Consider the following 21,191-nt stretch of genomic DNA (forward strand, 5'->3'; position numbering starts at 1 on the left):
TCTACACCATCAAGGGGCGCACGGCATCCTGCCCGCCAACGCCTTTCGGGGCAAGGCCCTTGAAATGACCGTACCGACCCCCATCCTTGTTGTTGCAGTGCACAAAATACTGCGCTATGCTGCAATGCAACAAGGTCGGGATCTCCCCGGCCCCGCAACCCGATACGGGAGGACCTGTCATGTACAACGAACTCTTCGACAAGACCCAGGAACAATTCAATGCCATGGCCGAACCGGTGCGCCGGTTCAACAACGTCACCCTGGACCACATGGCCAAACTGGTGGACTATCAGATCAGCATGTTCCGTGGCTATTCCGAGGTGGCCATCGAACAGATGCGGGCCATGCAGACGGTGCACGACCCCAAGAGCCTGGAGGCCTATCTGAAGGCCCAGGGCGAGGCCGCCAAATCCCTGAGCGAGAAGCTGGCACGGGATACCAGTGAACTGGTGGAGCTGCACCGGGGATATTCCCAGGAGGTGCAGAAGCTGGGCGAGGAAAGCCTGGCCACGGTGACCCGTCTGCACCCCGAACAGGACAAGTCCTCCGCCAGTCGCAAGAGCGCCTGACGCGGCAGGATGCAGCATGACCTCCGGGCCCGTCCCCCTTCCTGGGAGGCGGGCCCGGTGTCTTTTGAGGGCGGGATCAATAAGAGGCCGACGGTCCCTGACTGCGCCGCTGCAGATACAAAACGCCCCCCCGCCAGGTCATGAGCAGGGTGTCCCGATCCCGCAGATAGAGCATGCCCCCCTGCTCCGGAGGCAGGGTTTCGCCCTGGCAGGAGATGGCGATACGCTCCCGGAGGGCTCCCTGGTCCACCCGCGCCACGGCGGGCGCAGCACCGTCGGCGGGCATGGGCTCCAGGGTGTATTGCGGGCGCAGGCACTGCATGGATTCGAAATGGGCGATGTGCCGCGTATATACGGCGCGCTGGCCCACCAGGGCGTTGAGCCCGCCAGCGGCCTCCTCCCCTTCTTCAGCGGCGATGACCTGCGTCACCTCCCAGATCCCCAGATGGGGCAACGGTGCTTCGGGGCCGCAGCCGGCAAGGCCCGCCAGTAGGGCCAGACCCGCCAGGAACCTGCCGGATAGGAATTTGCTGAAGTTCATGATGTCAACGGCTTGAGGAGCTGTTCTTCCGGTCAACTTTTTTAAACCGTCATCGTGGTGAGACATGGTTCATCCCCCGATCCGGCCAGAGCCTGGGCCACGCCCCGGAATGGCGGGATGGTACCCCCGCGGGAAAGAGAATTGAACCGCCCCCACCGCCGAGAGCTTATGGGTGGTGCAGGAGCGCGCACCGTTTCCCCATGGGTTTCAGGCCGATCGATCCCGGTACCCCAGCAGGACATCCCCGGCCTGTCCGGTACTGCCGTCATTGCGCACGTAGCGCCCTTCCTGGGCCACGGTGTCGTAGGCGTTCAGGGCCCGGGCCGTTTGGCGGTGATCCAGGGGGATGGCCGCCACCCCCGCCTCCCGCAACGTGCGCTGCTGCTGGCGGCCATCCGCCTCCAGTTGCAGCAGGCGCAAACGGGAGAAGACCGGATCCCTGGCATCGATCACCCCGTCGCGATGGGTATCGAAACGGGCCAGTTCCGCAAACCCATGTTCGGCCCCGTGTTGGTCCCCGAAGAGTTCCCGGCCATCCTGGATATGCCCGCTGGCATCGCGGTCCAGGGCCAGGAACCAGGTGTCCCCCGTGGGAACGCTCACCTGCTCCGGGCGTCCGTCCCCCGTGAGGTCGAAACGCACCCCCGCCTCCACCCCGGTGGTGGCCAGGCCCTCGCCCCCCAGATCCAGCATCAGGGGATCCGCCTGGCGCACGGGCTCCGGCTCCGGGGCGGAACCCATGCGTACCTGCAGGTGTTGGCTACGAACGGCGTCGATCCTCAGGCGGGCGGCCGTCAGTAGGGTGTCCTCCGGGGAGGCATGGCTTGCCCCGACGGGCGCCTGCGGAATCTCCCCGGAACGCGCGGGTTCGCCCGCGCCCGCTGCCATCCCCCGGCCCTTCCCGGGGACCCCGGCCGTCTGCGCCTGCCATTCCCCGTTGGGGCGGGAGGGGGCAGCGTCCCCGCCACGGGTCTCCCGGACCAGCATCCGGCGGATGATGCGATAGTCGGCATGCTGGTTCAGGCGCTCTTCCTTGTCCGCCAGGATACGGGCGTCCCCCTGTGCCGGGTTGGCGGCGGAAGGTGCCGGTTGGCTGCGCCCCGTAAAAGCGGGTGCCGTGACCTGGGGAGAGGATAGGGCCATGTGGCAATACCTGTTCAGCCGGGAGGAAGGGGGTCATGCCGGCAGGGTGGGCGGACAGAACCTCGTAAGGGTTATCGGCCCGGCGGCAGCGGACTTGAGGGCCCATCGGGCCCCGCCCCAGGCCCCCGATGGATTCAGGTATCGTCGTACTTGAAGGAGACGTTCAATCGGGCCCGATAGGCGGCGATCCGCCCCTGTTCATCCAGTTTGAGGTCCAGCTTGTTCACCTCCACGATGCGCAGGTTGCGCAGGCTGGACCGGGCCTTTTCCACCGCCTGCCGCGCCGCGTCCTCCCAGGATTCCTCGCTGGTGCCGATCAGTTCGATGACCTTGTAGACGCTCATCTTTGTCCTCCTCCGTTGCAGCTTGGGGGGTATCCGTCAGATCCCGGGGATACCGGCCCATGACCTCTATATAGACGATACGGCGGGAGGTTTTGCGGGGGCGATGGGGCTTCAGCGGCACAGCCGGGCGGTATGCCAGGCGATCATGCGTTCCTCGTCCGTGGGCAGGACCCAGACATCCACGGCACTGTCGTCTGTGGAGACGCGCTGCTCGTGGGCCCTGTTCCGGGTCTCATCGAGGCTCACCCCGAGCCAGGCACAGCCCTCGGCCACCCGGGCGCGCACCGGTGCGGCGCGCTCACCGATGCCGGCGGTGAACACCAGATGGTCCAGACCGCTCAGGGCGGCGGCGAGGCTGCCGATCTCCCGCACGATGCGGTAGACGAACAGGTCCACCGCCTCGCGGGCCTCGGGGACGTTGCTCTCCAGCAGGGTGCGCATATCCCCGCTGATGCCGGAGACCCCCAGCAGGCCGGATTCCTTGTAGAGCAGGTGCGTCACCTCCTCCGGGGTCATGCCCTCCTGTGCGATCAGGTGCAGCACCACGCCGGGGTCGATGTTGCCGCAGCGGGTGCCCATGGGCAGGCCATCCAGGGCGGTGAAGCCCATGGTGGAGGCCACGCTGCGTCCGTCCTGCAGGGCGCACAGGCTGGCGCCGTTGCCCAGATGGGCCACCACCGTGCGGCCGCTGTGGGGGCTGCCCAGGCGGGCGGGCAGGACATGGCCGATGTATTCATAGGAGAGGCCATGGAAGCCGTAGCGGATCACCCCCCGCTCGGTGAAGCGCCGGGGCAGCGCAAAGGACTGGGCCTGCCGGGGCTGATGGCGGTGGAAGGCGGTGTCGAAGCAGGCCACCTGGGGTAGATGGGGCCGCAGGTCGCTGAGCGCCCGCGCCGGGGCCAGGCCATGGGGCTGGTGCAGGGGGGCCAGGGGGATGAGGCGCTCCAGGTCGTCCAGGACCCGGCCGTCCAGGCGCACGGGGGCCCGGTAGGCCTCCCCCCCATGCACGATGCGGTGGCCCACGGCGGCGATGCGGCGGGCGTCGGGGCGCTGTTCCACCCAGTCCAGCAGGGCGTGCAGGGCCGCCTCGTGGCCGAATCGCCCTCCCGGAGCGGTTCCTTCCGGAAGCTCCTCCACCCGGGCGTTGCCCTCCCCGTCCTGGACCACGAAGCGGGGGCGTTCCCCCAGGCCGGAGAAATGCCCCCGGTAGCGGGGATGGAAATCCTCCGGCGTGGCCACCGCATCGTGCCCGAACAGGGCGAACTTGAGGCTGGAGGACCCGCTGTTGATCACCAGGACCTCTTCCATGAGATTACCTCCCCTTCTTTTTCTGGTAGTCCGCCATGAGCAGGGCCAGGGCACAGGAGGCCATGCGGGTGATGGCATCATCGGCCCGGCTGGTGAGGACGATGGGCACCCGTGCCCCCACCACCAGCCCCGCCCCGGTGGCATCCGCCAGGTAGGTGAGCTGCTTCATGAGCATGTTGGCGGCCTCCAGGTCCGGGGCCACCAAGATATCCGCCTTCCCCGCCACCGGGGAGACGATGTGCTTGGTCTTGGCCGCCGCCTCGGAGACGGCGTTGTCGAAGGCCAGCGGTCCATCCAGCACGCCCCCCTCGATCTGCCCCCGCTCGGCCATCTTGCACAGGGCCGCTGCCTCCAGGGTGGACTGGATGTTGGGGTTCACCGTCTCCACCGCCGAGAGGATGGCTACCTTGGGGTTGTCGTTGCCCACGGCATGGGCCAGATCGATGGCATTCTGGACGATGTCCACCTTGTCCGCCAGGGTGGGATAGATATTGATGGCCGCGTCGGTGATGAACAGGGGCCGCGGGTAGGTGGGGACATCGAAGGCCATGACATGGCTGATGCGCCGCTCCGTGCGCAGTCCGGCATCCCGGCGCACCACCTCCCGCAGGAGCTCGTCGGTGTGCAGGGAGCCCTTCATGATGGCCCCGATCTCGCCGCTGCGGGTCATGGCCACGGCCTTCTCCGCCGCCGCGTGGCTGTGGGCCACGGGCACGATGCGGAAATCACGGATATCCACCTCCGCCTCCTCCGCGGCGGCGCGGATGCGGTCCTCCGGTCCCACCAGCACCGGGTCGATGAGTCCGGCCCGGGCGGACTCATAGGCCCCCTGGATGGCGGCCGTGTCCACCGGGTGCACCACCGCCATGGTCACGGGCTCGGGATGGGTGGCGGCATGCAGGAGTTCGTGCAACCGGGCCCGCTCGGCCATGCGCACCTGGGGCAGGACGGTGCGCGGACGGCGCACCTTCTCCGTGGGGGCCAGCACGTCCGCCACCCCCTCGATCACCTCCTGCCCGTCTTGGTTGGTGCAGCGGCAGTCGAACTGGATGCGGTTGCGCCTGGGATCCTTCTCCTTCACCTGCACGCTCACCTGGAGCACATCCCCCAGCCCCACCGGGGCCTTGAAGCGCAGGGTCTGGCCCAGGTAGATGGTCCCGGGTCCGGGCAGTTCCGTGCCCAGAACCGTGGAGATGAGGGCCCCGCCCCACATGCCGTGGGCGATGATCTCCTGGAACCGGCTGCTCCTGGCGAAGTCCTCGTCCACGTGTGCCGGATTCACGTCCCCGGACATGATGGCGAAGAGCTTGATGTCGTCCATGGTGAGGCGCCGCTCCAGGGTCGCGGTGTCCCCCACCTGGATCTCGTCGAAGGTGCGGTTCTCGATGTAATCCCGGTCGTCGACTTGCTGGTCCATGGATCTTCAGGCCTTCACGTGATGACCGGCGTCCACGTAGGTGGTGCCGCCGGTGAGTGATTGTCCCGCCTCCGAGATGAGGAAGACGGCCGTTCGACCCACATCCTCGGTGGAGGCCAGGCGCCGCAGCGGGGCCCGCTGCTCGGCGTCCTCGGCCAGGGCCTCGAAGTTGCGGATGCCCGAGGCGGCGCGGGTGCGGATGGGTCCCGGGGAGATGGCGTTGACCCGGATGCCGGCGGGACCCAGTTCATCGGCCATGTAGCGCACCGAGGCCTCCAGGGCCGCCTTCACCGGCCCCATGAGGCCATAGTTGGCCACCACCTTCTCGGCCCCGTAGTAGGACAGGGTGATGAGGCTGCCCCCGGCGGTCATCAGCGGTTCCGCCCGCCGGGCCAGGCGCAGGAAGGAATGGCAGGAGATATCCATGGCCTGGGCGAATCCCTCCCGGGAGCAGTCCACCACGCGACCGTGCAGGTCGTCGCGTTGGGCGAAGGCCATGGAATGGATGACAAAGTCCAGCCGGCCCCAGCGCTCCTGTGCGCGCTGGAACACGGCCTCCACCTGGGCCTCGTCCTGGACATCGCAGAGCATCAGCTCGGGATGGCCCATGGATTCCAGCAACGGCGTGAGGTGCGGCTCCGCCTTGGGATGGCCGTAGGTGGCGATCATCTCCGCCCCCGCCTCGTGCAGGGCCCGGGCGCAGCCGAAGGCGATACTGTCGGCATTGGCGAGCCCGGTGACGATGCCGGTCTTGCCGGCCAGGGAAAAGGGATGCTGGATCGTCATGTGACCTCCATTGGGGAGACTCGGGACGGGCCGGCGGCCCGCCCCGTCTCCATGTTGCACTGCAGCGAAGACTAGCAGATCCAGATTGCATCTGCATGTCGCAGGACCGGAAAGCCGGCTGCAGACCGCCCCATCCAGGCGATTGCCTGCATTGGATCAAACTCCGGTCACCAGTGCATTGAGTCCCCATGCCGAACCAGTACACTCATTGCGTGCGGTCTTTGTGCCGCTGTGCCGGTCCAGGGAGGCCCAGTGCGGCGGAACCCCGGTTTGCAGATCCAGGGTTTCGCATTGAGATTCCTCATGGGGCCAGGGACCGGCAATCATTAGACTTGGTCTACATTTCACCGTGACACGGGAGCCCTTCCCATGGATCTCGATCCCCTGATCTTGTCGCGAATCCAGTTCGCGTTCGTCGTCTCCTTCCATGCCCTCTTCCCGGTCTTCACCATCGGTCTGGCCTCCTATATCGCCGTGCTGGAAGGCCTGCTCTATCGCACCAAGAATCCGGCCTACGAACAACTGGCCCGGTTCTGGACCAAGGTCTTCGCCGTGGTCTTTGGCATGGGGGTGGTCTCGGGCATCGTCATGTCGTTCCAGTTCGGCACCAACTGGAGCGTCTTCTCCTACAGCAGCGCCAACTTCCTGGGCCCCGTGCTGGCCTACGAGGTGGTCACGGCCTTCTTCCTGGAGGCGGTCTTTCTGGGGATCCTCCTGTTCGGGCGCGACAAGGTGCCCCGGGGCACCCACCTGTTCGCCGCCTGCATGGTGGCCCTGGGGACCTTCATCTCCTCTTTCTGGATCCTTTCGGCCAACAGCTGGATGCAGACCCCCGCCGGGGTGGAGATGAGGGACGGGATCGTCCACCTCACCTCCTGGAGCGAGGCCATCTTCAACCCCTCCTTCCCGCCCCGGTTCTTCCACATGGCCCTGGCCTCCTTCCTCACCGGAGGCTTCGTGGTGGCGGGGGTCTCCGCCTGGTTCCTGCTCAAGGGCAAGGCCCCGGAGGCCTCGAAACGGGCCCTGCAGATGTGCATGGTCATGCTGGTGCTGGCCGCCCCGGGGCAGCTGCTGGTGGGGGATGTCCACGGCCTCAACACCTTCCATCACCAGCCGGTGAAGGTCTCGGCCATGGAGGGGGTCTGGGAGACCACCCAGGGGGCGCCGCTGCTGCTGTTCGCCCTGCCCAGCCAGGAGGCGGAGCGCAACTTCCTGGAGATCGGCATCCCCAATCTGGCCAGCCTCATCCTCACCCACGAGCTGGACGGCGAGATCCGCGGCCTCAAGGAATGGGCGCCGGAGGACCGGCCCTACGTCCCGGTGGTCTTCTGGGGATTCCGTATCATGGTGGGCATCGGGGTGCTCATGATCCTCATGGCCCTGTGGGGGGCCCTGCTCACCCTGACCGGGCGGCTGGAGCGCTCGCGCCTGTTCCTGCGCCTGACCAGTTTCATGATCCCCCTGCCCTTTTTGGCGGTGCTGGCGGGGTGGTTTGTCACCGAGGTGGGACGCCAGCCCTGGATCGCCTATGGCCTGATCCGCACGGAACAGGGACTGACCCCCTCCCTCACCGGCGGCATGGCCCTGTTCAGCCTCATCGGCTTTATCACCGTGTACGCCGTGGTCTTCATCTCCGGCATCACCTATCTGGTACGTATCATCCGTAAGGGACCCGAGGCCCCGGTGCATGAGGCCCCCGGGGCCCACGCCAAACGGCCCTTCTCGGCCGTGGATGATCCACTCCATGAAGCCAACGCCAACCCCCAGGGCACGAGGTAAACCCCATGGAACTCATCGACCTAACCCTGATCTGGATCGGTATCATCGCCTTCGGCGTGTTCATGTACGTGCTCATGGACGGCTTCGACCTGGGGGTGGGCATCCTCTTCCCCTTCGCCGGCAGCGATGAAAGACGGGACATCATGATGAACTCCGTGGCCCCCGTCTGGGACGGCAACGAGACCTGGCTGGTGCTGGGGGGGACGGGGCTGCTGGCGGCCTTCCCCATGATCTATGCCGTCTTCCTGCCGGCCCTGTACATCGGCGTCTTCCTGCTCCTGGCCGGGCTCATCTTCCGCGGCGTGGCCTTCGAGTTCCGCTTCAAGGCCCCACCCCAGGGCCGCGGCCCCTGGAACTGGGCCTTCTTTTTGGGCTCGCTGGTGGCCGCCTTCGCCCAGGGGGCGGTGGTGGGTGCCTATATCCAGGGCTTCGAGGTGGAGGGCTTCCGTTATGTGGGCGGCCCCCTGGACTGGCTCACCCCCTTTACGGTGATGACCGGCCTGGGCCTGGTGATGGGTTATGCCCTGCTGGGGGCCTGCTGGCTCGTCATGAAGACCGAGGGGGACCTGCAGGCCTGGGCCTACCGGGTGGCCCGCTGGATGCTGGTGGCCGTGCTCCTGGTGTACCTGGTGGTGAGCCTCTGGACCGCCCTCGGCCATCCGGATATCCTTGAGCGCTGGCTGGACAACGCCGCCACCCTCTGGATCTTCCCCACCCTCTCGCTCCTGGTGGGGGTCGGGCTCTGGCGCGCCCTGTCCCGGCGCAATGAAGGCTTCCCCTTCGTGGCCACCCTGATGCTCTTCGCCCTGGCCTATATCGGTCTGCTCATCAGCATGTGGCCCTATGCCGTGCCTCCGGTGCACACCTACTGGGATGCCGCCTCGTCGCCGGACAGCCAGCTGTTCACGCTCATCGGCCTGCTGTTCGTGATCCCCATCATCCTGGGCTATACCGCCTGGACCTACTGGGTGTTCCGCGGCAAGGTCCGTGCCGGAGAGGGTTACCACTGACCGGGGAACACACCAAACCGACTGTCCCGCCGCGACAGGCCCGCCGCTGGCTCCAGGGGCATGTGGGCCTGGTGCGTCCCCTGCTGGGGGGCGCCACCGCGGCCGGCGTGCTGTCCGGATGGCTGGTCATCCCCCAGGCGGGGCTCATGGCCTGGATCCTGGACCGGGCCATCGCGGGGCAGCATCCCCCGGCGGCGCTCCTGATCCCCTTCCTGCTGCTGGCCGGGGTCATGTGCCTGCGGGTGTTCCTGGGCTGGGCGCGGGAGACGGCGGGCCTGGCGGCGGCGCTGCGCATCCAGGGACACCTGCGGGAGCAGCTGTTTGCCCATCTGGCCCATCTGGGACCGGTGCGCCTGGCGGACCGGCACAGTGGCACCCTGTCGGCGGCCCTGGTGGAGCAGATCGAGGCCCTCACCGGCTACTACGCCCGCTACCTGCCGCAACAGGCCGTGGCCCTGGCCGTCCCCGCCGCGATCCTCATCGCGGCCTTCACCCAGGACTGGGTGGCCGCCCTCATCCTGCTGTTCACCGCCCCCCTCATCCCCCTCTTCATGGCCCTTTTGGGTATGGGGGCGGAGCAGGTGAGCCGCGAGCAGCAAGAAACGGTGGCCCGCCTGGGCGGGCACTTCCTGGACCGGCTCCAGGGGCTGACCACCCTGCGCCTGCTCAATGCCCAGGATCGGGCCGCTGACGAGGTGGCCCGGGCCTCGGAAGGCTACCGGGCCAGCACCATGAAGGTGCTGCGGGTGGCCTTCCTGTCCTCGGCGGTGCTGGAGTTCTTCAGCGCGGTGGCCATCGCCCTGGTGGCCATGTACGTGGGCTTCGGGCTCATCGGCTATCTGGACTGGGGCCCGGCGGATGAACTTACCCTCTTCTCCGGGGTGTTCGTTCTGCTCATGGCCCCGGATTTCTTCCAGCCCCTGCGCCAGCTGGCCCAGCACTACCACGACCGGGCCTCGGCCCTGGGCGCGGCCCAGACCCTGATGCCCCTGCTGGAGCGAAGGGCGCCGGATCTTCCTGCACCAGGACGCGGGGCGAACCCGGGCCAGGGGGCGGCCGTCCATCTGCAAGACGTGCATCTGCGATTCGACGGCGATCGCCGCGCCCTGGAGGGGGTTGATCTGTCCATCGCCCCCGGTGAGCGGGTGGCCCTGGTAGGCCCCAGCGGCGCGGGCAAGTCCAGCCTGCTGCACCTGCTGGCCGGCTTCATCGAGCCGGACCATGGCCAGGTCCGCGTGAATGGGGAACCCCCCGACCCGGTGGCCCAGGCGGCCTGGGTGGGTCAGCGTCCCCATGTCTTCGCCGGCACCCTGACGGACAACATCCGCCTGGGGGATCCCGGGGCCTCGGAGGCGGCGGTGGAGGCGGCGGCCCGGGACGCCGGAGTGCTGGAGTTCGCCGCCGGTCTGCCCCGGGGCCTGGATACCCCCCTGGGGGAACGGGGCCATGGCCTCTCCGGCGGCCAGGGCCAGCGGGTGGCCCTGGCCCGGGCCGCCCTGAAACGCGCCCCCCTGTGGCTGCTGGACGAGCCCACTGCGGGGCTGGACCCGGACACCGAGGCCCGGGTGCTGGCGGCCCTGGAGCGCTCCGCCACCGCCGGGGCCACCGTGCTCATTGCCAGCCATCATCCCCGGGTCATGAACTGGGCTGATCGGGTCGTCACCCTGCAGGACGGTCGGGTGGTGCAGGACACGAAACGGGGAGAGGAAAAGCCTTGAAGGATCTCTGGCCGTTTCTCCGGCTCGCCCTGCCGCGTCTGCCCTGGTTCGGGGGCGGTCTGCTGCTGGCGGTGCTGACGGTGCTGACCTCGGCGGGGCTGCTGGCCCTGTCCGGCTGGTTCATCACCGCATCCGCCCTGGCGGGCGCGGGGCTGCTGGCGGCTCTGGATGTGTACCGCCCCGCCGGGGGCATTCGCGCCTTCGCCATTACCCGCACCGTGGCCCGCTACACCGAACGCCTGGTGAATCACGAGGCGGTGTTGCGCCATCTCGCGGACCTGCGGGGCTGGATCTTCCGCACCCTGGCCCCCCTGGACCCGGCCACCCTGGCCCGGTTCCGTTCCGCCGACCTGCTGCAGCGCCTGGTGGGGGACATCGACACCCTGGACGGCCTGTTTCTGCGGGTGATCACCCCCAGCCTGACGGCGGTCATCACCCTCATGACCGGGGCCGTCTTCTTGGGCTGGCTGGCCCCGGCATCCGCCCTCTGGATCGTGGCCTGGCTGGCCCTGGCGGGTCTGTTGCTGCCGGCCCTGGCCCTGGTCCTCGGCCGGAGCGCGGGACGGGCCCGGACCGGGGCCGCGGCGTGGGTGCGCGAATATGCCGTGGAGGGGATCCGGGGCCTGGCGGAACTGCGGGTCTTCGGGGCACTGGATCGCCATGCACAGGCCCTGCGGGAGGCGGAGCGGGCCCGGGCCCGGGCAGAATTCGCCCTGGGCCTGCGGGGGGCCCTGGGGGATGCCGCCGCCACCCTGGCGGGTCTCGGGGCCGTGTGGCTGGCCCTGTGGCTGGGCGCGGGCTGGCTGGCCGCCGGTGAGGCCGGGGCACCGCTGGTGGTGCTGGTGGTGCTGGGGGCCCTGGGCCTGGGGGAGGCGGTGGCCATGCTCCCCGGGGCCTATCAACGGGTGGAACAGATGCGGGCCGCCGCACGCCGTCTCCTGGAGGTGGCCCATACCCGCCCCGCCCTGCCGGAACCGGCATACCCCATCCCCCCGGGGGAGCGGGGCGGGCTGGCGCTGCATGAGGTGACGCTGCGCTACCGGGAGGGGATCCCCCCGGTCCTGGACCGGGTGAGCCTGAAGGTGGATCCCGGGGAGATCGTGCTGGTGACCGGCGAAAGCGGCGCCGGCAAGACCAGCCTGGTCTCGGTGGCCCTGCGCCTGGTGGCCCCGCAATCCGGTGAAGCCCGGTTGGCGGGGGTGCCGGTGGCGGACATGAGCTATCGGGAGCTCTACGATCACGTGGCCGTGCTCACCCAGGAGACGGTGCTCTTCGCCGACAGCATCGCCGCCAACCTGCGCCTGGCGGATCCGCAGGCGGACGATGCCAGGCTGCACCAGGCCCTCCACCTGGCGGGGCTGGAGGATTTCGTGGCCACCCTGGAACAGGGGCTGGATACCCCCGTGGGGGAAGGCGGGGCCCTGCTCTCCGGTGGCCAGGCCCGGCGTCTCGCCCTGGCCCGGCTGATCCTGCGCGAGCCCCGGGTGGTGATCCTGGACGAGCCCTTCCGGGGACTGGATGGCGCCACCATCGAGAGGCTGCGGACACGGCTCACCCCCTGGCTGGCGGCGCGGGCCACCCTGGTGATCGCCCACGAGACCGCCGTGGCCCCCCCGGCGACGCGGCATTACCGGTTGCAGGACGGACGCCTCGAAGCGGTGGAAGCCACGTCCGGGCCGGCGTTGTTCCCCGCCACGCTGGAGTGAAGTGCGCAGCCCACCGCGGACCCGATCTCCCTTGTCCGGCCCCGCGCACGGGCATGGAGTGCCTGCAACCGGGTTCCCTTTCCCCTTTCAAGCCTGACCCCCCCCCGGCACGAGTCGTGGGAAGGATGTCAACGAGGAGGTACACATGAGCGGATGGGGTTGCCCCCACGAGAGCAAGGGCCGTTGCGGCAAGTTGGACGGACGCCCGTGCGAGCCGGGCATGAAGGGCTGTGTGCTGGCGGGGCGCTTTGTCTTCAGCGACCCCTCGAAGAACACGGCCCGGGCCCTGCGGGAGAAGGCGGACGAACCCCTGCGGGAGCGGCTGACGAAGAAGGGATGAAGGCCCCTCTCCCCCGGGCCCTCGCATCCCCTCCTCAGCGGCGGTAACGGCCCTCCAGCCAGTGGAATGCCGCCCGCAGGCCCATGGCCTCCCCCCCCTTGGGCCGTCCCGGCCGGTGGCGGGTGTTCCAGGCCATGACATCGAAATGCACCCAGCGCGGACCGGCGGGCACGAAGCGCTGCAGGAACAATCCGGCGGTGATGGCCCCGCCGTAGGGGCTATGGGCCCCGTTGCACAGATCCGCCACGCTGCTCTCCAGCAGGGCGCTATAGGGGGCATGCAGGGGCAGGCGCCAGCAGGGGTCGTCCACGGCCCCGGCGGCACGATACAGACCATGGGCCAGGTCTGTATCCCCGGTGAAGAAGGCGGCGATCTCGGTGCCCACCGCCACCCGGGCCGCACCGGTGAGGGTGGCGAAATCCAGGATCACCTCCGGCGTCTCCTCCCCGGCCCGGGCCAGCAGATCGGCCAGGACCAGCCGGCCCTCGGCATCGGTGTTGTCCACCTCCACGCTGAGCCCGGCGCGGGTGGACAGGACATCCCCGGGGCGGAAGGCGTCGCCGGAGATGGCATTCTCCACCGCCCCGATGAGCACCCGCAGGTGCACCGGCAGGCCCGCGGACATGATCAGGCGGGCCAGGCCCAGCACGTGGGCCGCACCCCCCATATCCTTCTTCATCCACCGCATGCCATCGGCGGACTTGATGTCCAGACCCCCGCTGTCGAAGCAGACCCCCTTGCCCACCAGGGTAACCCGGGGATGGGCCGGATCCCCCCATTCCAGGTCAATGAGCCGGGGGGCATGGGCACTGGCCCGGCCCACCCGGTGGATGGCCGGATAGTTCTCCCGCAGCAGGTCCTCCCCCACCACCTGGGATACCCGGGCCCCGTAGGCCCCGGCCAGGGTCTCGGTGGCTGCCCCCAGGTCCCCGGGCATCATGTCCTCCGCCGGGGTGTTGATCAGATCCCGCACCAGGGAGACGGCCGCCACGGTGTCGTGCAGGCGGTGGATCTCCTCCGGCTCCAGCCCCGGGAGATGCAGTTGCGGTACGGGCCGGTCGCATGGGCGGTAGCGGTCGAAACGATAGCCGCTCAGCCCCCAGCCCACGGCGGCCTGCAGGCGACGGGCAGCGGGCCAGTCCCGGGGCGGCGCGAACACCCCCTCCTGCAGCTGTCCGGCGGCCGCGGCCAGGGACCAGGTATCCCCCTCCGGGGAGACCCCCACCAGGGCCTGGCCGATGCCGCCATCCGCGTCCGGCACGGTGAGCACCTGCTCCGGCCGCGCCCGGAACCCGGCCGCCGCCACCCACTGGCGCACCCGCTGTGGCTGTCCTTCCAGCCAGGCGGACAGACCCTCCGCCTCCAGCGGCACCAGGGGGATCGGGGTCTCGGGGGTGTCGGCCGTGGCGAAACAATCGTTCATGACGTCCTCGGGGATGGGCGTGGGCCAAAAGAAGGCAGTGTACCCCAGGGCGCCGGCTTGCCTTCAAGCGGTCCCATGCGGGGGGCGGGGGCGGCGAAGGGGCCGCCCGCCCCATGGGCCGCCGGCCATCGCCAACGGGTCCGGACGCAATGCATTGGCCCCGAATCCACCCGGGCGGGTAGAATAATGGGTTTACACAGGCCCGGGACCCGATCTTCCCCCTTACCATGCCCAGCGCACTTTCCATCCGGCAGCTCACCAAGACCTACCGCAACGGCTTCGAGGCCCTCAAGGGCATCGATCTCGATGTGGAGCCCGGTGACTTCTTCGCCCTGCTCGGACCCAACGGGGCCGGCAAGTCCACCACCATCAGCATCGTGGCCTCCCTGGTGAACAAGACCGGCGGCAGCGTCTCCATCTTCGGCCACGACCTGGACCGGGACATCCACGCCGCCAAACGCTGCCTCGGGCTGGTGCCCCAGGAGTTCAACTTCAACGTCTTCGAGCCGGTGGAGGAGATCCTGGTGAACCAGGCGGGGTATTACGGCATCCCCCGCCGGGAGGCCTGGAAGCGGGCGGAGAAGTACCTGGTGGAGCTGGGGCTATGGGACAAGCGCAAAGGCATGGCCCGCATGCTCTCCGGGGGCATGAAGCGCCGCCTGATGATCGCCCGGGCCCTGGTGCACGAACCCCGGCTGCTGATCCTGGACGAACCCACCGCCGGGGTGGACATCGAGATCCGCCGCTCCATGTGGTCCTTCCTGCGGGAACTGAACCGCGAGGGGTGCACCATCATCCTCACCACCCACTATCTCGAGGAGGCGGAGAGCCTGTGCCGTCACATCGGCATCATCGACCAGGGGCGGATCATCGAGAACACCACCATGAAGGGGCTGCTGTCCAAGCTCACCAGCGAGACCTTCATCCTGGATCTGAGCGAGCCCCTGATGCACCTGCCGGATCTGCCCCATCACCGGCTGCGCTGGGTGGACGAACTGACCCTGGAGGCGGACGTGGATCGGGACACGAGCCTCAATCAGTTGTTCCTGGACCTGCAAAGTAAGGGGATCCAGGTGCGCAGCATGCGCAACAAGTCCAACCGCCTGGAGGAGCTGTTCATGCACATGGTGAACGGGAGCCGCAATCCATGAACGCCCATGCCCAGTGGATCGCCTTCAAGACCATCGTCCTCAAGGAGATCCTGCGGTTCTCCCGCATCTGGATCCAGACCATCCTGCCGCCCATGATCACCACCAGCCTCTACTTCATCATCTTCGGGGGGCTGATCGGCGGGCGCATCGGCGAGATGGAGGGCATCCGCTACATGGACTTCATCGTCCCCGGCCTGATCATGATGGCGGTGATCACCAACGCATACTCCAACGTGGTGTCCTCCTTCTACAGCTCCAAGTTTCAGCGCCATCTGGAGGAGATGCTGGTCTCCCCCGTACCCAATTACCTGATCATCCTGGGCTTTGTGGGCGGCGGCGTGGCCCGGGGTCTGGCCGTGGGGGCAGGGGTGACCCTGGTGTCCATGTTCTTCAGCCCGCTCACGATCCACGACCCGCTGGTGGCGGTGACGGTGGTGCTGCTCACCGCCGTGCTCTTCTCCCTGGCGGGGCTGATCAACGGGGTCTTCGCCCGCAGCTTCGACGACATCTCCATCGTCCCCACCTTCGTCCTCACCCCCCTCACCTATCTGGGGGGGGTGTTCTATTCCATCAGCCTGCTGCCCGGGTTTTGGCAGGATGTCTCCCTGCTCAACCCCATCCTGTACATGATCAATGCCTTCCGTTACGGCTTCATCGGCCTTTCGGATATGGGGCTTGCCCTGTCCTACGGCATCATCCTGGGCTTTGTCGCCGCGCTCTTTCTCACGGCCCTGTACCTGCTGGATCGCGGCGTGGGCATCCGTAATTGACGGCCCTCAGGCCCCGGTGGGGTCCGGGGCCCGCTTATCTTCCTCCGGCGGATCCGCCGGCCAGAAACGGGCCTTGCCCCGGTGCTTGGCGCAGTACAGGGCCTGGTCCGCACTACCCATAAGGGCCTCGTAGCCGTCGCCATCTTCCGGATGGAAGCCGATGCCGATGCTGCAGCCGATGCGCAGGACCCGGCCCTTGATCTCCACGGGCCGCCCCAGGATCTCCAGGATCTTGGCGGCCACCTCCCGGGCCTGTGCCCTGTACTCCAGGTCCTCCAGCAGCACCACGAACTCGTCCCCACCCACCCGGGCCACGGTATCCGAGGCGCGCACGGCGCCCATGAGACGATGGGCCACCTCGCACAGCATCCGGTCGCCGGCATCATGGCCCAGGCGATCGTTCACTGGCTTGAAGTCATCCAGGTCGATGAACATCAGGGCCACCCCCTGGCCGCTGCGCCGGGCCTGGGCCAGGGCATGCTCCACCCGATCCCGCAGCAGGCTGCGATTGGCCAGCCCGGTGAGGGGGTCGTGCAGGGCCATATGGCGTATGTCTTCCTGGGCCTTCCTGCGCTGGGTGATGTTCACCGCCAGCCAGAGCACCGCCGGGCACCCCATGACATCGGCATCCAGGGGGGTGACCCGGCCCTCGAACCACTGCGGCCCCACGGGGCCGTTGGATTCGTCCATGCCCACGTCTTTTGCCGACAGGGTGTATTCCAGGGTCTGGAGCTGACCCGAGGCCAGTACCCGGCGGATGTGCTCCAGGAACAGCCGGGCCTTATCCGCCGGGAGAACGTCCTCCACCGAAAGCCCCACCAGACCGTCATAGTCCTGATGGTAACCCGCCTCGTCCGTGCCGCCGAAGATCTCCAGGTAGCGGCCCTGTGCATCCAGGATGAAGAAGATATCGGGCATGGCCCGGATGATGGCCCGCAGGCGCTCCCCCTGGGCGCGGTACAGACGCTCGGATTCCCGCAGGCGCAGGGCCTGATAGGTGAGATTCCAGCTGAGCAGCCCCGCCATGAATACCAGCACCCCGCCCCCCAGGTACCAGGCCCCGGGACGCCCGGTCCAGGCCGCCCAGCCCTGGCGCGGCCGCGCGGCCATCTCCCAGCGCCCCCCGGTCACCGTCACGGCCTGACGCACCGTATTCTCCCGGAAAAGGGCCGGATCGCCGTAAAAGACCGCCCCTTGGGCACCCAGGCCGTCGCGTCCGCGCAGGGCGATTTCCAGATGCCGTTCCACCTCCCCCAACCGCGCCCGTTGCTGGATGGCCCCCAGGTTCACCGGGATGCTGCTCAGTCCCCAGTAACGCCGCCCCTCCGGTCCCGCCCGGTAGACGGGGGTGCGGATGAGCAACCCCTCCCCCCCCTCCCGCAACGGCCAGGGACCGGCCAGTACGGTGCGGCCCTCGTCCATCATCCGCCGCACCGAGGCCCCCTGCTCCGGATGGTGGTAGAGATCCATTCCCAGGACCGCCTCGTTGCCCTCCCGGGGGTAGACGTAGCGGATGACATTGTCCGGGGCCAGGGTGAGGTTGCGCATGACATCCGGGCGGCGGGCATAGAGCGCGGCGGCGATCTGCTCGAATTCCTTCCGGTCCAGATCGGGGTGGATGCCGGTATAGGTGGACAACACCAGGGTCAGATGCACAGTGGCGCTGAGCTCCCCCTCCAGGCGCGCACGGTAGGTGGTCAGTTCCTGGAGCACCCGGGCCCGCGCCCGGTCCTCCAGACGGTGGGCCCAGGCATGATCCACCATCCAGCAGGCCCCGGCGGTGAGGGCCGCCCCCAGCAGGCCCGCGGCGAGGGCCTTGAAGGCACAGGGATGGGAGAAGGGGTTGGGGGGCATGGCAGGCGCAAAGCGTGGACTTGATCCAGTGTACCGCGGTGCACTGCATCATGGCGATGTTCACCAGGACGGCCGTCGCCCCAAGGGACCGTCTGGAAAGAACGGCGCGAGTCCGGGATAATGCACGGCCACGCGCAGTCACGATCCATTCCCCAGACAGGTTTCTTATGGCCCAGTACATCTACACCATGAACGGTGTGGGCAAGGTCGTCCCGCCCAAGAAGGAAATCCTCAAGGACATCTCCCTGAACTTCTTCCCCGGCGCCAAGATCGGGGTGCTGGGTTATAACGGCGCGGGCAAGTCCACCCTGCTGCGCATCATGGCGGGCGTGGATCAGGAATACGTGGGCGAGGCCCGGGCCCAGCCCGGCATCAAGATCGGCTATCTGCCCCAGGAACCGCAGCTGGACCCGGACAAGGACGTACGCGGCAACGTGGAGGACGGTGTGGCCGAGATCAAGGCCCTGGTGGACCGGTTCAACGCCATCGCCGAGGAGTTCGCCGATCCCGACGCCGACTTCGAGACCCTGCTGGCGGAACAGGCAAAGCTCCAGGACCGCATCGACGCCGCCGGCGCCTGGGACCTGGAGCGCAAGCTGGAGGTGGCCGCCGACGCCCTGCGCCTGCCCCCCTGGGATGCGGACGTCAACCGCCTCTCCGGCGGCGAGCGCCGCCGCGTGGCCCTCTGCCGCCTGCTGCTCTCGGCACCGGACATGCTGATCCTGGACGAGCCCACCAACCACCTGGACGCGGAATCGGTGGCCTGGCTGGAGCGCTTCCTGCAGGAGTTCCCCGGCACCGTGGTGGCCGTGACCCACGACCGCTACTTCCTGGACAACGTGGCCGGCTGGATCCTGGAACTGGACCGGGGGCACGGCATCCCCTGGCAGGGCAACTACTCCTCCTGGCTGGAACAGAAGGAGAAGCGCCTGGAGATCGAGGAGAAACAGGAGAACGCCCGCCGCAAGAACATGGAGGCGGAGCTGGAATGGGTGCGCAGCAACCCCAAGGGGCGCTCCGCCAAGAGCAAGGCCCGGCTCAAGCGCTTCGAGGAGATCTCCTCCCAGGAATACCAGAAGCGCAGCGAAACCAAGGAGATCTACATCCCGCCGGGCCCGCGCCTGGGGGATGTGGTGGTGGAACTGGACGGGGTGACCAAGGCCTACGGCGACCGGGTGCTCTACCAGGACCTGTCCTTCAGCATCCCCCGGGGCGGCATCGTGGGGGTCATCGGCCCCAACGGCGTGGGCAAGTCTACCCTCTTTCGCATGATCGTCGGCCAGGAGACCCCGGATGCCGGCAGCATCCGCGTGGGGGACACGGTGGATGTGGCCTACGTGGACCAGAGCCGCGACGCACTGCAGGACGAACGCAGCGTCTGGGAGGAGATCGCCGACGGCCAGGACATCATCCACGTGGGCAACTACCAGATGCCCTCCCGGGCCTATGTGGGCCGCTTCAACTTCAAGGGCGGTGACCAGCAAAAGCTCATGAAGGAGCTCTCCGGCGGGGAACGCAACCGCGTGCACCTGGCCAAGCTGCTGCGCAGCGGCGGCAACCTGCTGCTGCTGGACGAACCCACCAACGACCTGGACGTGGAGACCCTCCGGGCCCTGGAGGAGGCCCTGCTGGACTTCCCCGGCAGCGCTGTGGTCATCTCCCACGACCGCTGGTTCCTGGACCGCATCGCCACCCATATCCTGGCCTTCGAGGAGGACGGCAACGTGGTGTTCTTCGAGGGCAATTACCAGGACTACGAAGAGGACCGGCGCAAGCGCCTGGGCACCGACGCCGACCAGCCCCACCGGGTGAAATACCGTCGCCTGGAGACCTGAAGGAGCATCCCATGGCCCCGCAGCCCTCTCCGGCGGAGATCTCCCAGGTCATCCAGATGTCCGTCGCCCCGGTCTTCCTGCTGGTGGGGGTGGCCGGGTTCGTCAACGCCTTCGTCGCCCGCCTCTCCCGGGTGGTGGACCGGAGGCGTCACCTGGCGGGGCTGCTGCGGGCCCCGGATCCGGAGCGTGAGGCCCTCATGCTGGAGGAGGTGGGCATCCTGGACCGGCGCGCCCGGCTGGTGCACATCGGCATCACCCTGAGCATCACCACCGCCCTGCTGGTGTGCCTGACCATCATCACCGTGTTTTTGGAGTTCTTCCTGGAGGTGGCCCAGCCCCAACTGGTGGGGGGATTCTTCGTGCTGGCCATGCTCTGCCTGGTGGGATCCCTGCTGGCCTTCCTGCGGGAGGTCTTCCTGGCCATCCGCAGCCTCAAGCTGAGCCATCGGGACACCACCGGTCCCCGCCGTCCCCTTACGGACGACGGCGAGACCCCGTAACCCCCGCCGCGACCCAGGATCCGCACAGGACATGACAGCGCCCCAAGATCCGAAGGACGAGAGGCAGCGTTTCACGGCCCTGCTGGAACGGGCGGAATCCCTGCTGGCACGGGTGGAGACCCTGCTGCCTGAGCCCGCGCCGGCGCCGGACTGGAACGCCCCCGCCTTCTGCTGGCGGGAGGGAAGCCTGCGGCCCATCCACCACGTCGCCCCCCTGGAACTGGAGGATCTGCTGCACCAGGACCGGCCCAAGGCCCTGCTGGAGCGCAACACCCGCCAGTTCCTCCAGGGGTTTCCGGCCAACAACGCCCTGCTCTGGGGGGCCCGGGGCACGGGCAAGTCCTCCCTCATGCGGGCCCTGCTCACCCGCTACCGGGAACAGGGGCTGCGTCTGGTACAGACGGACGCCCAGGCCCTGGTGGACCTGCCCCGCATCGTCGCGCCGCTGCGGGGGCGTCCGGAGCGGTTCATCGTGTTTGCAGACGATCTCTCCTTCGAGGCGGACGAGCCCGCCTACAAGGCCCTCAAGGCCACCCTGGACGGTTCCCTGGAGACCCCACCGGAGAACGTGCTCATCTATGCCACCTCCAACCGGCGCCATCTCATGCCCGAGCGCATGGCGGACAACCTGGAGGCGCGCCGGGTGGAGGACGAGATCCATCCCGGGGAGGCGGTAGAAGAGAAGGTCTCCCTGTCGGAACGCTTCGGGCTCTGGCTCTCCTTCCACCCCTTCTCCCAGGCCCAGTACCTGGAGGTGGTGGCCCACTGGCTGGAGCGTCTGGGGGGCGGCCCCCTGGACGAGGCCTGTCGCCGGGAGGCCCTGCAGTATGCCCTGCTGCGGGGATCACGCAGCGGCCGCGTGGCCTGGCAGTTCGCCCGGGACTGGACCGGGCGGCAAAAGACCGCGGAAGCGCCGCCCCGGGATTAACGCCCCGCTGATCCTGCACCCTGTTATCCACAGGGGGCATGGAAATGGATCTGCCCCGGCCTGCATCGA

The 21,191-nt window shown here is 68.3% G+C and carries 19 protein-coding genes; 11 read left to right on the top strand and 8 right to left on the bottom strand.

Features of this window, described 5'->3' with window-relative positions:
- The first annotated feature begins 179 nt into the window (after window positions 1-179).
- Window positions 180-569 carry a phasin family protein gene (locus CKO33_RS01340; protein WP_200178504.1) on the top strand — a complete coding sequence of 130 codons (390 nt, stop codon included), beginning with the start codon at window positions 180-182 and terminating at the stop codon, window positions 567-569.
- Between the two features lie 76 nt (window positions 570-645).
- Here the strand turns inward: CKO33_RS01340 and CKO33_RS01345 are convergent, their stop codons facing one another.
- The 6 genes from CKO33_RS01345 to fabI all read right to left on the bottom strand — a co-directional run bounded on the left by CKO33_RS01345 (window position 646) and on the right by fabI (window position 6,108).
- A complete protein-coding gene (locus tag CKO33_RS01345; protein WP_200178505.1) occupies window positions 646-1,110 on the bottom strand; it encodes a hypothetical protein in 465 nt (154 codons plus the stop codon).
- A gap of 207 nt (window positions 1,111-1,317) precedes the next feature.
- Window positions 1,318-2,253, bottom strand: coding sequence for an SPM autocatalytic domain-containing protein (locus CKO33_RS01350; protein WP_200178506.1), 936 nt, complete (start codon window positions 2,251-2,253; stop codon window positions 1,318-1,320).
- Between the two features lie 134 nt (window positions 2,254-2,387).
- Entirely contained in the window at window positions 2,388-2,597 is a 210-nt protein-coding gene (locus tag CKO33_RS01355; RefSeq protein WP_200178507.1) for a dodecin family protein, read from the bottom strand.
- Window positions 2,598-2,708: 111 nt separating this feature from the next.
- Window positions 2,709-3,905: an acetate/propionate family kinase gene (locus tag CKO33_RS01360; protein WP_200178508.1), complete on the bottom strand. Its 1,197-nt coding sequence runs from the start codon at window positions 3,903-3,905 to the stop codon at window positions 2,709-2,711.
- Between the two features lie 4 nt (window positions 3,906-3,909).
- Window positions 3,910-5,322, bottom strand: a complete 1,413-nt coding sequence (locus CKO33_RS01365) for a bifunctional enoyl-CoA hydratase/phosphate acetyltransferase (RefSeq protein ID WP_200178509.1) — start codon at window positions 5,320-5,322, stop codon at window positions 3,910-3,912.
- A gap of 6 nt (window positions 5,323-5,328) precedes the next feature.
- Window positions 5,329-6,108, bottom strand: coding sequence for an enoyl-ACP reductase FabI (gene fabI, locus CKO33_RS01370; protein ID WP_200178510.1), 780 nt, complete (start codon window positions 6,106-6,108; stop codon window positions 5,329-5,331).
- A gap of 369 nt (window positions 6,109-6,477) precedes the next feature.
- On the opposite strand from fabI, the gene CKO33_RS01375 reads away from it, so the two are divergent.
- The 5 genes from CKO33_RS01375 to CKO33_RS01395 all read left to right on the top strand — a co-directional run bounded on the left by CKO33_RS01375 (window position 6,478) and on the right by CKO33_RS01395 (window position 12,661).
- Complete coding sequence (locus CKO33_RS01375; protein WP_200178512.1) at window positions 6,478-7,887, top strand: cytochrome ubiquinol oxidase subunit I; 1,410 nt, start codon at window positions 6,478-6,480, stop codon at window positions 7,885-7,887.
- Window positions 7,888-7,892: 5 nt separating this feature from the next.
- Window positions 7,893-8,897, top strand: coding sequence for a cytochrome d ubiquinol oxidase subunit II (gene cydB, locus CKO33_RS01380; protein ID WP_200178514.1), 1,005 nt, complete (start codon window positions 7,893-7,895; stop codon window positions 8,895-8,897).
- 71 nt (window positions 8,898-8,968) lie between these two features.
- Window positions 8,969-10,615, top strand: a complete 1,647-nt coding sequence (cydD, locus tag CKO33_RS01385; RefSeq protein ID WP_338081716.1) for a thiol reductant ABC exporter subunit CydD — start codon at window positions 8,969-8,971, stop codon at window positions 10,613-10,615.
- Window positions 10,612-12,321 carry a thiol reductant ABC exporter subunit CydC gene (cydC, locus tag CKO33_RS01390; RefSeq protein ID WP_200178519.1) on the top strand — a complete coding sequence of 570 codons (1,710 nt, stop codon included), beginning with the start codon at window positions 10,612-10,614 and terminating at the stop codon, window positions 12,319-12,321. Before cydD ends, cydC begins: the two co-directional genes overlap by 4 nt.
- Window positions 12,322-12,466: 145 nt before the next feature.
- On the top strand, window positions 12,467-12,661 hold the full coding sequence (locus tag CKO33_RS01395; protein WP_200178521.1) for a hypothetical protein: 195 nt from the start codon (window positions 12,467-12,469) through the stop codon (window positions 12,659-12,661).
- A 34-nt stretch (window positions 12,662-12,695) separates the two neighbouring features.
- Here CKO33_RS01395 and CKO33_RS01400 read toward each other — a convergent pair whose 3' ends face one another.
- Window positions 12,696-14,084, bottom strand: a complete 1,389-nt coding sequence (locus tag CKO33_RS01400) for a leucyl aminopeptidase family protein (RefSeq protein WP_200178523.1) — start codon at window positions 14,082-14,084, stop codon at window positions 12,696-12,698.
- Between the two features lie 227 nt (window positions 14,085-14,311).
- Between CKO33_RS01400 and CKO33_RS01405 the strand changes: the two genes are divergently transcribed.
- Window positions 14,312-15,235 carry an ABC transporter ATP-binding protein gene (locus CKO33_RS01405; RefSeq protein ID WP_200178524.1) on the top strand — a complete coding sequence of 308 codons (924 nt, stop codon included), beginning with the start codon at window positions 14,312-14,314 and terminating at the stop codon, window positions 15,233-15,235.
- On the top strand, window positions 15,232-16,005 hold the full coding sequence (locus CKO33_RS01410) for an ABC transporter permease (RefSeq protein WP_200178525.1): 774 nt from the start codon (window positions 15,232-15,234) through the stop codon (window positions 16,003-16,005). Before CKO33_RS01405 ends, CKO33_RS01410 begins: the two co-directional genes overlap by 4 nt.
- Window positions 16,006-16,011: 6 nt before the next feature.
- Here CKO33_RS01410 and CKO33_RS01415 read toward each other — a convergent pair whose 3' ends face one another.
- Window positions 16,012-17,859, bottom strand: coding sequence for a sensor domain-containing diguanylate cyclase (locus tag CKO33_RS01415; protein ID WP_242472409.1), 1,848 nt, complete (start codon window positions 17,857-17,859; stop codon window positions 16,012-16,014).
- Window positions 17,860-18,026: 167 nt separating this feature from the next.
- Here CKO33_RS01415 and ettA point away from each other — a divergent pair, with 167 nt between their 5' ends.
- Genes ettA through CKO33_RS01430 form a run of 3 tightly spaced genes read left to right on the top strand, consistent with a single transcriptional unit; the run spans window position 18,027 to window position 21,122 of the window.
- Complete coding sequence (gene ettA, locus CKO33_RS01420; RefSeq protein ID WP_200178526.1) at window positions 18,027-19,694, top strand: energy-dependent translational throttle protein EttA; 1,668 nt, start codon at window positions 18,027-18,029, stop codon at window positions 19,692-19,694.
- Between the two features lie 11 nt (window positions 19,695-19,705).
- Window positions 19,706-20,194: a DUF2721 domain-containing protein gene (locus tag CKO33_RS01425; protein WP_200178527.1), complete on the top strand. Its 489-nt coding sequence runs from the start codon at window positions 19,706-19,708 to the stop codon at window positions 20,192-20,194.
- Window positions 20,195-20,225: 31 nt separating this feature from the next.
- On the top strand, window positions 20,226-21,122 hold the full coding sequence (locus CKO33_RS01430; RefSeq protein ID WP_200178528.1) for an ATP-binding protein: 897 nt from the start codon (window positions 20,226-20,228) through the stop codon (window positions 21,120-21,122).
- Window positions 21,123-21,191 lie beyond the last annotated feature (69 nt).

The organism is Ectothiorhodospira mobilis, from assembly GCF_016584115.1.
GTDB lineage: Bacteria > Pseudomonadota > Gammaproteobacteria > Ectothiorhodospirales > Ectothiorhodospiraceae > Ectothiorhodospira > Ectothiorhodospira mobilis.

Bases quoted from the DNA above. Each gene is read 5' to 3' on its own strand.
- CKO33_RS01340 (WP_200178504.1), top strand. From the start codon at position 180: ATGTACAACGAACTCTTCGACAAGACCCAGGAACAATTCAATGCCATG.
- CKO33_RS01345 (WP_200178505.1), bottom strand. From the start codon at position 1,110: ATGAACTTCAGCAAATTCCTATCCGGCAGGTTCCTGGCGGGTCTGGCC.
- CKO33_RS01350 (WP_200178506.1), bottom strand. From the start codon at position 2,253: ATGGCCCTATCCTCTCCCCAGGTCACGGCACCCGCTTTTACGGGGCGC.
- CKO33_RS01355 (WP_200178507.1), bottom strand. From the start codon at position 2,597: ATGAGCGTCTACAAGGTCATCGAACTGATCGGCACCAGCGAGGAATCC.
- CKO33_RS01360 (WP_200178508.1), bottom strand. From the start codon at position 3,905: ATGGAAGAGGTCCTGGTGATCAACAGCGGGTCCTCCAGCCTCAAGTTC.
- CKO33_RS01365 (WP_200178509.1), bottom strand. From the start codon at position 5,322: ATGGACCAGCAAGTCGACGACCGGGATTACATCGAGAACCGCACCTTC.
- fabI (WP_200178510.1), bottom strand. From the start codon at position 6,108: ATGACGATCCAGCATCCCTTTTCCCTGGCCGGCAAGACCGGCATCGTC.
- CKO33_RS01375 (WP_200178512.1), top strand. From the start codon at position 6,478: ATGGATCTCGATCCCCTGATCTTGTCGCGAATCCAGTTCGCGTTCGTC.
- cydB (WP_200178514.1), top strand. From the start codon at position 7,893: ATGGAACTCATCGACCTAACCCTGATCTGGATCGGTATCATCGCCTTC.
- CKO33_RS01395 (WP_200178521.1), top strand. From the start codon at position 12,467: ATGAGCGGATGGGGTTGCCCCCACGAGAGCAAGGGCCGTTGCGGCAAG.
- CKO33_RS01400 (WP_200178523.1), bottom strand. From the start codon at position 14,084: ATGAACGATTGTTTCGCCACGGCCGACACCCCCGAGACCCCGATCCCC.
- CKO33_RS01405 (WP_200178524.1), top strand. From the start codon at position 14,312: ATGCCCAGCGCACTTTCCATCCGGCAGCTCACCAAGACCTACCGCAAC.
- CKO33_RS01410 (WP_200178525.1), top strand. From the start codon at position 15,232: ATGAACGCCCATGCCCAGTGGATCGCCTTCAAGACCATCGTCCTCAAG.
- CKO33_RS01415 (WP_242472409.1), bottom strand. From the start codon at position 17,859: ATGCCCCCCAACCCCTTCTCCCATCCCTGTGCCTTCAAGGCCCTCGCC.
- ettA (WP_200178526.1), top strand. From the start codon at position 18,027: ATGGCCCAGTACATCTACACCATGAACGGTGTGGGCAAGGTCGTCCCG.
- CKO33_RS01425 (WP_200178527.1), top strand. From the start codon at position 19,706: ATGGCCCCGCAGCCCTCTCCGGCGGAGATCTCCCAGGTCATCCAGATG.
- CKO33_RS01430 (WP_200178528.1), top strand. From the start codon at position 20,226: ATGACAGCGCCCCAAGATCCGAAGGACGAGAGGCAGCGTTTCACGGCC.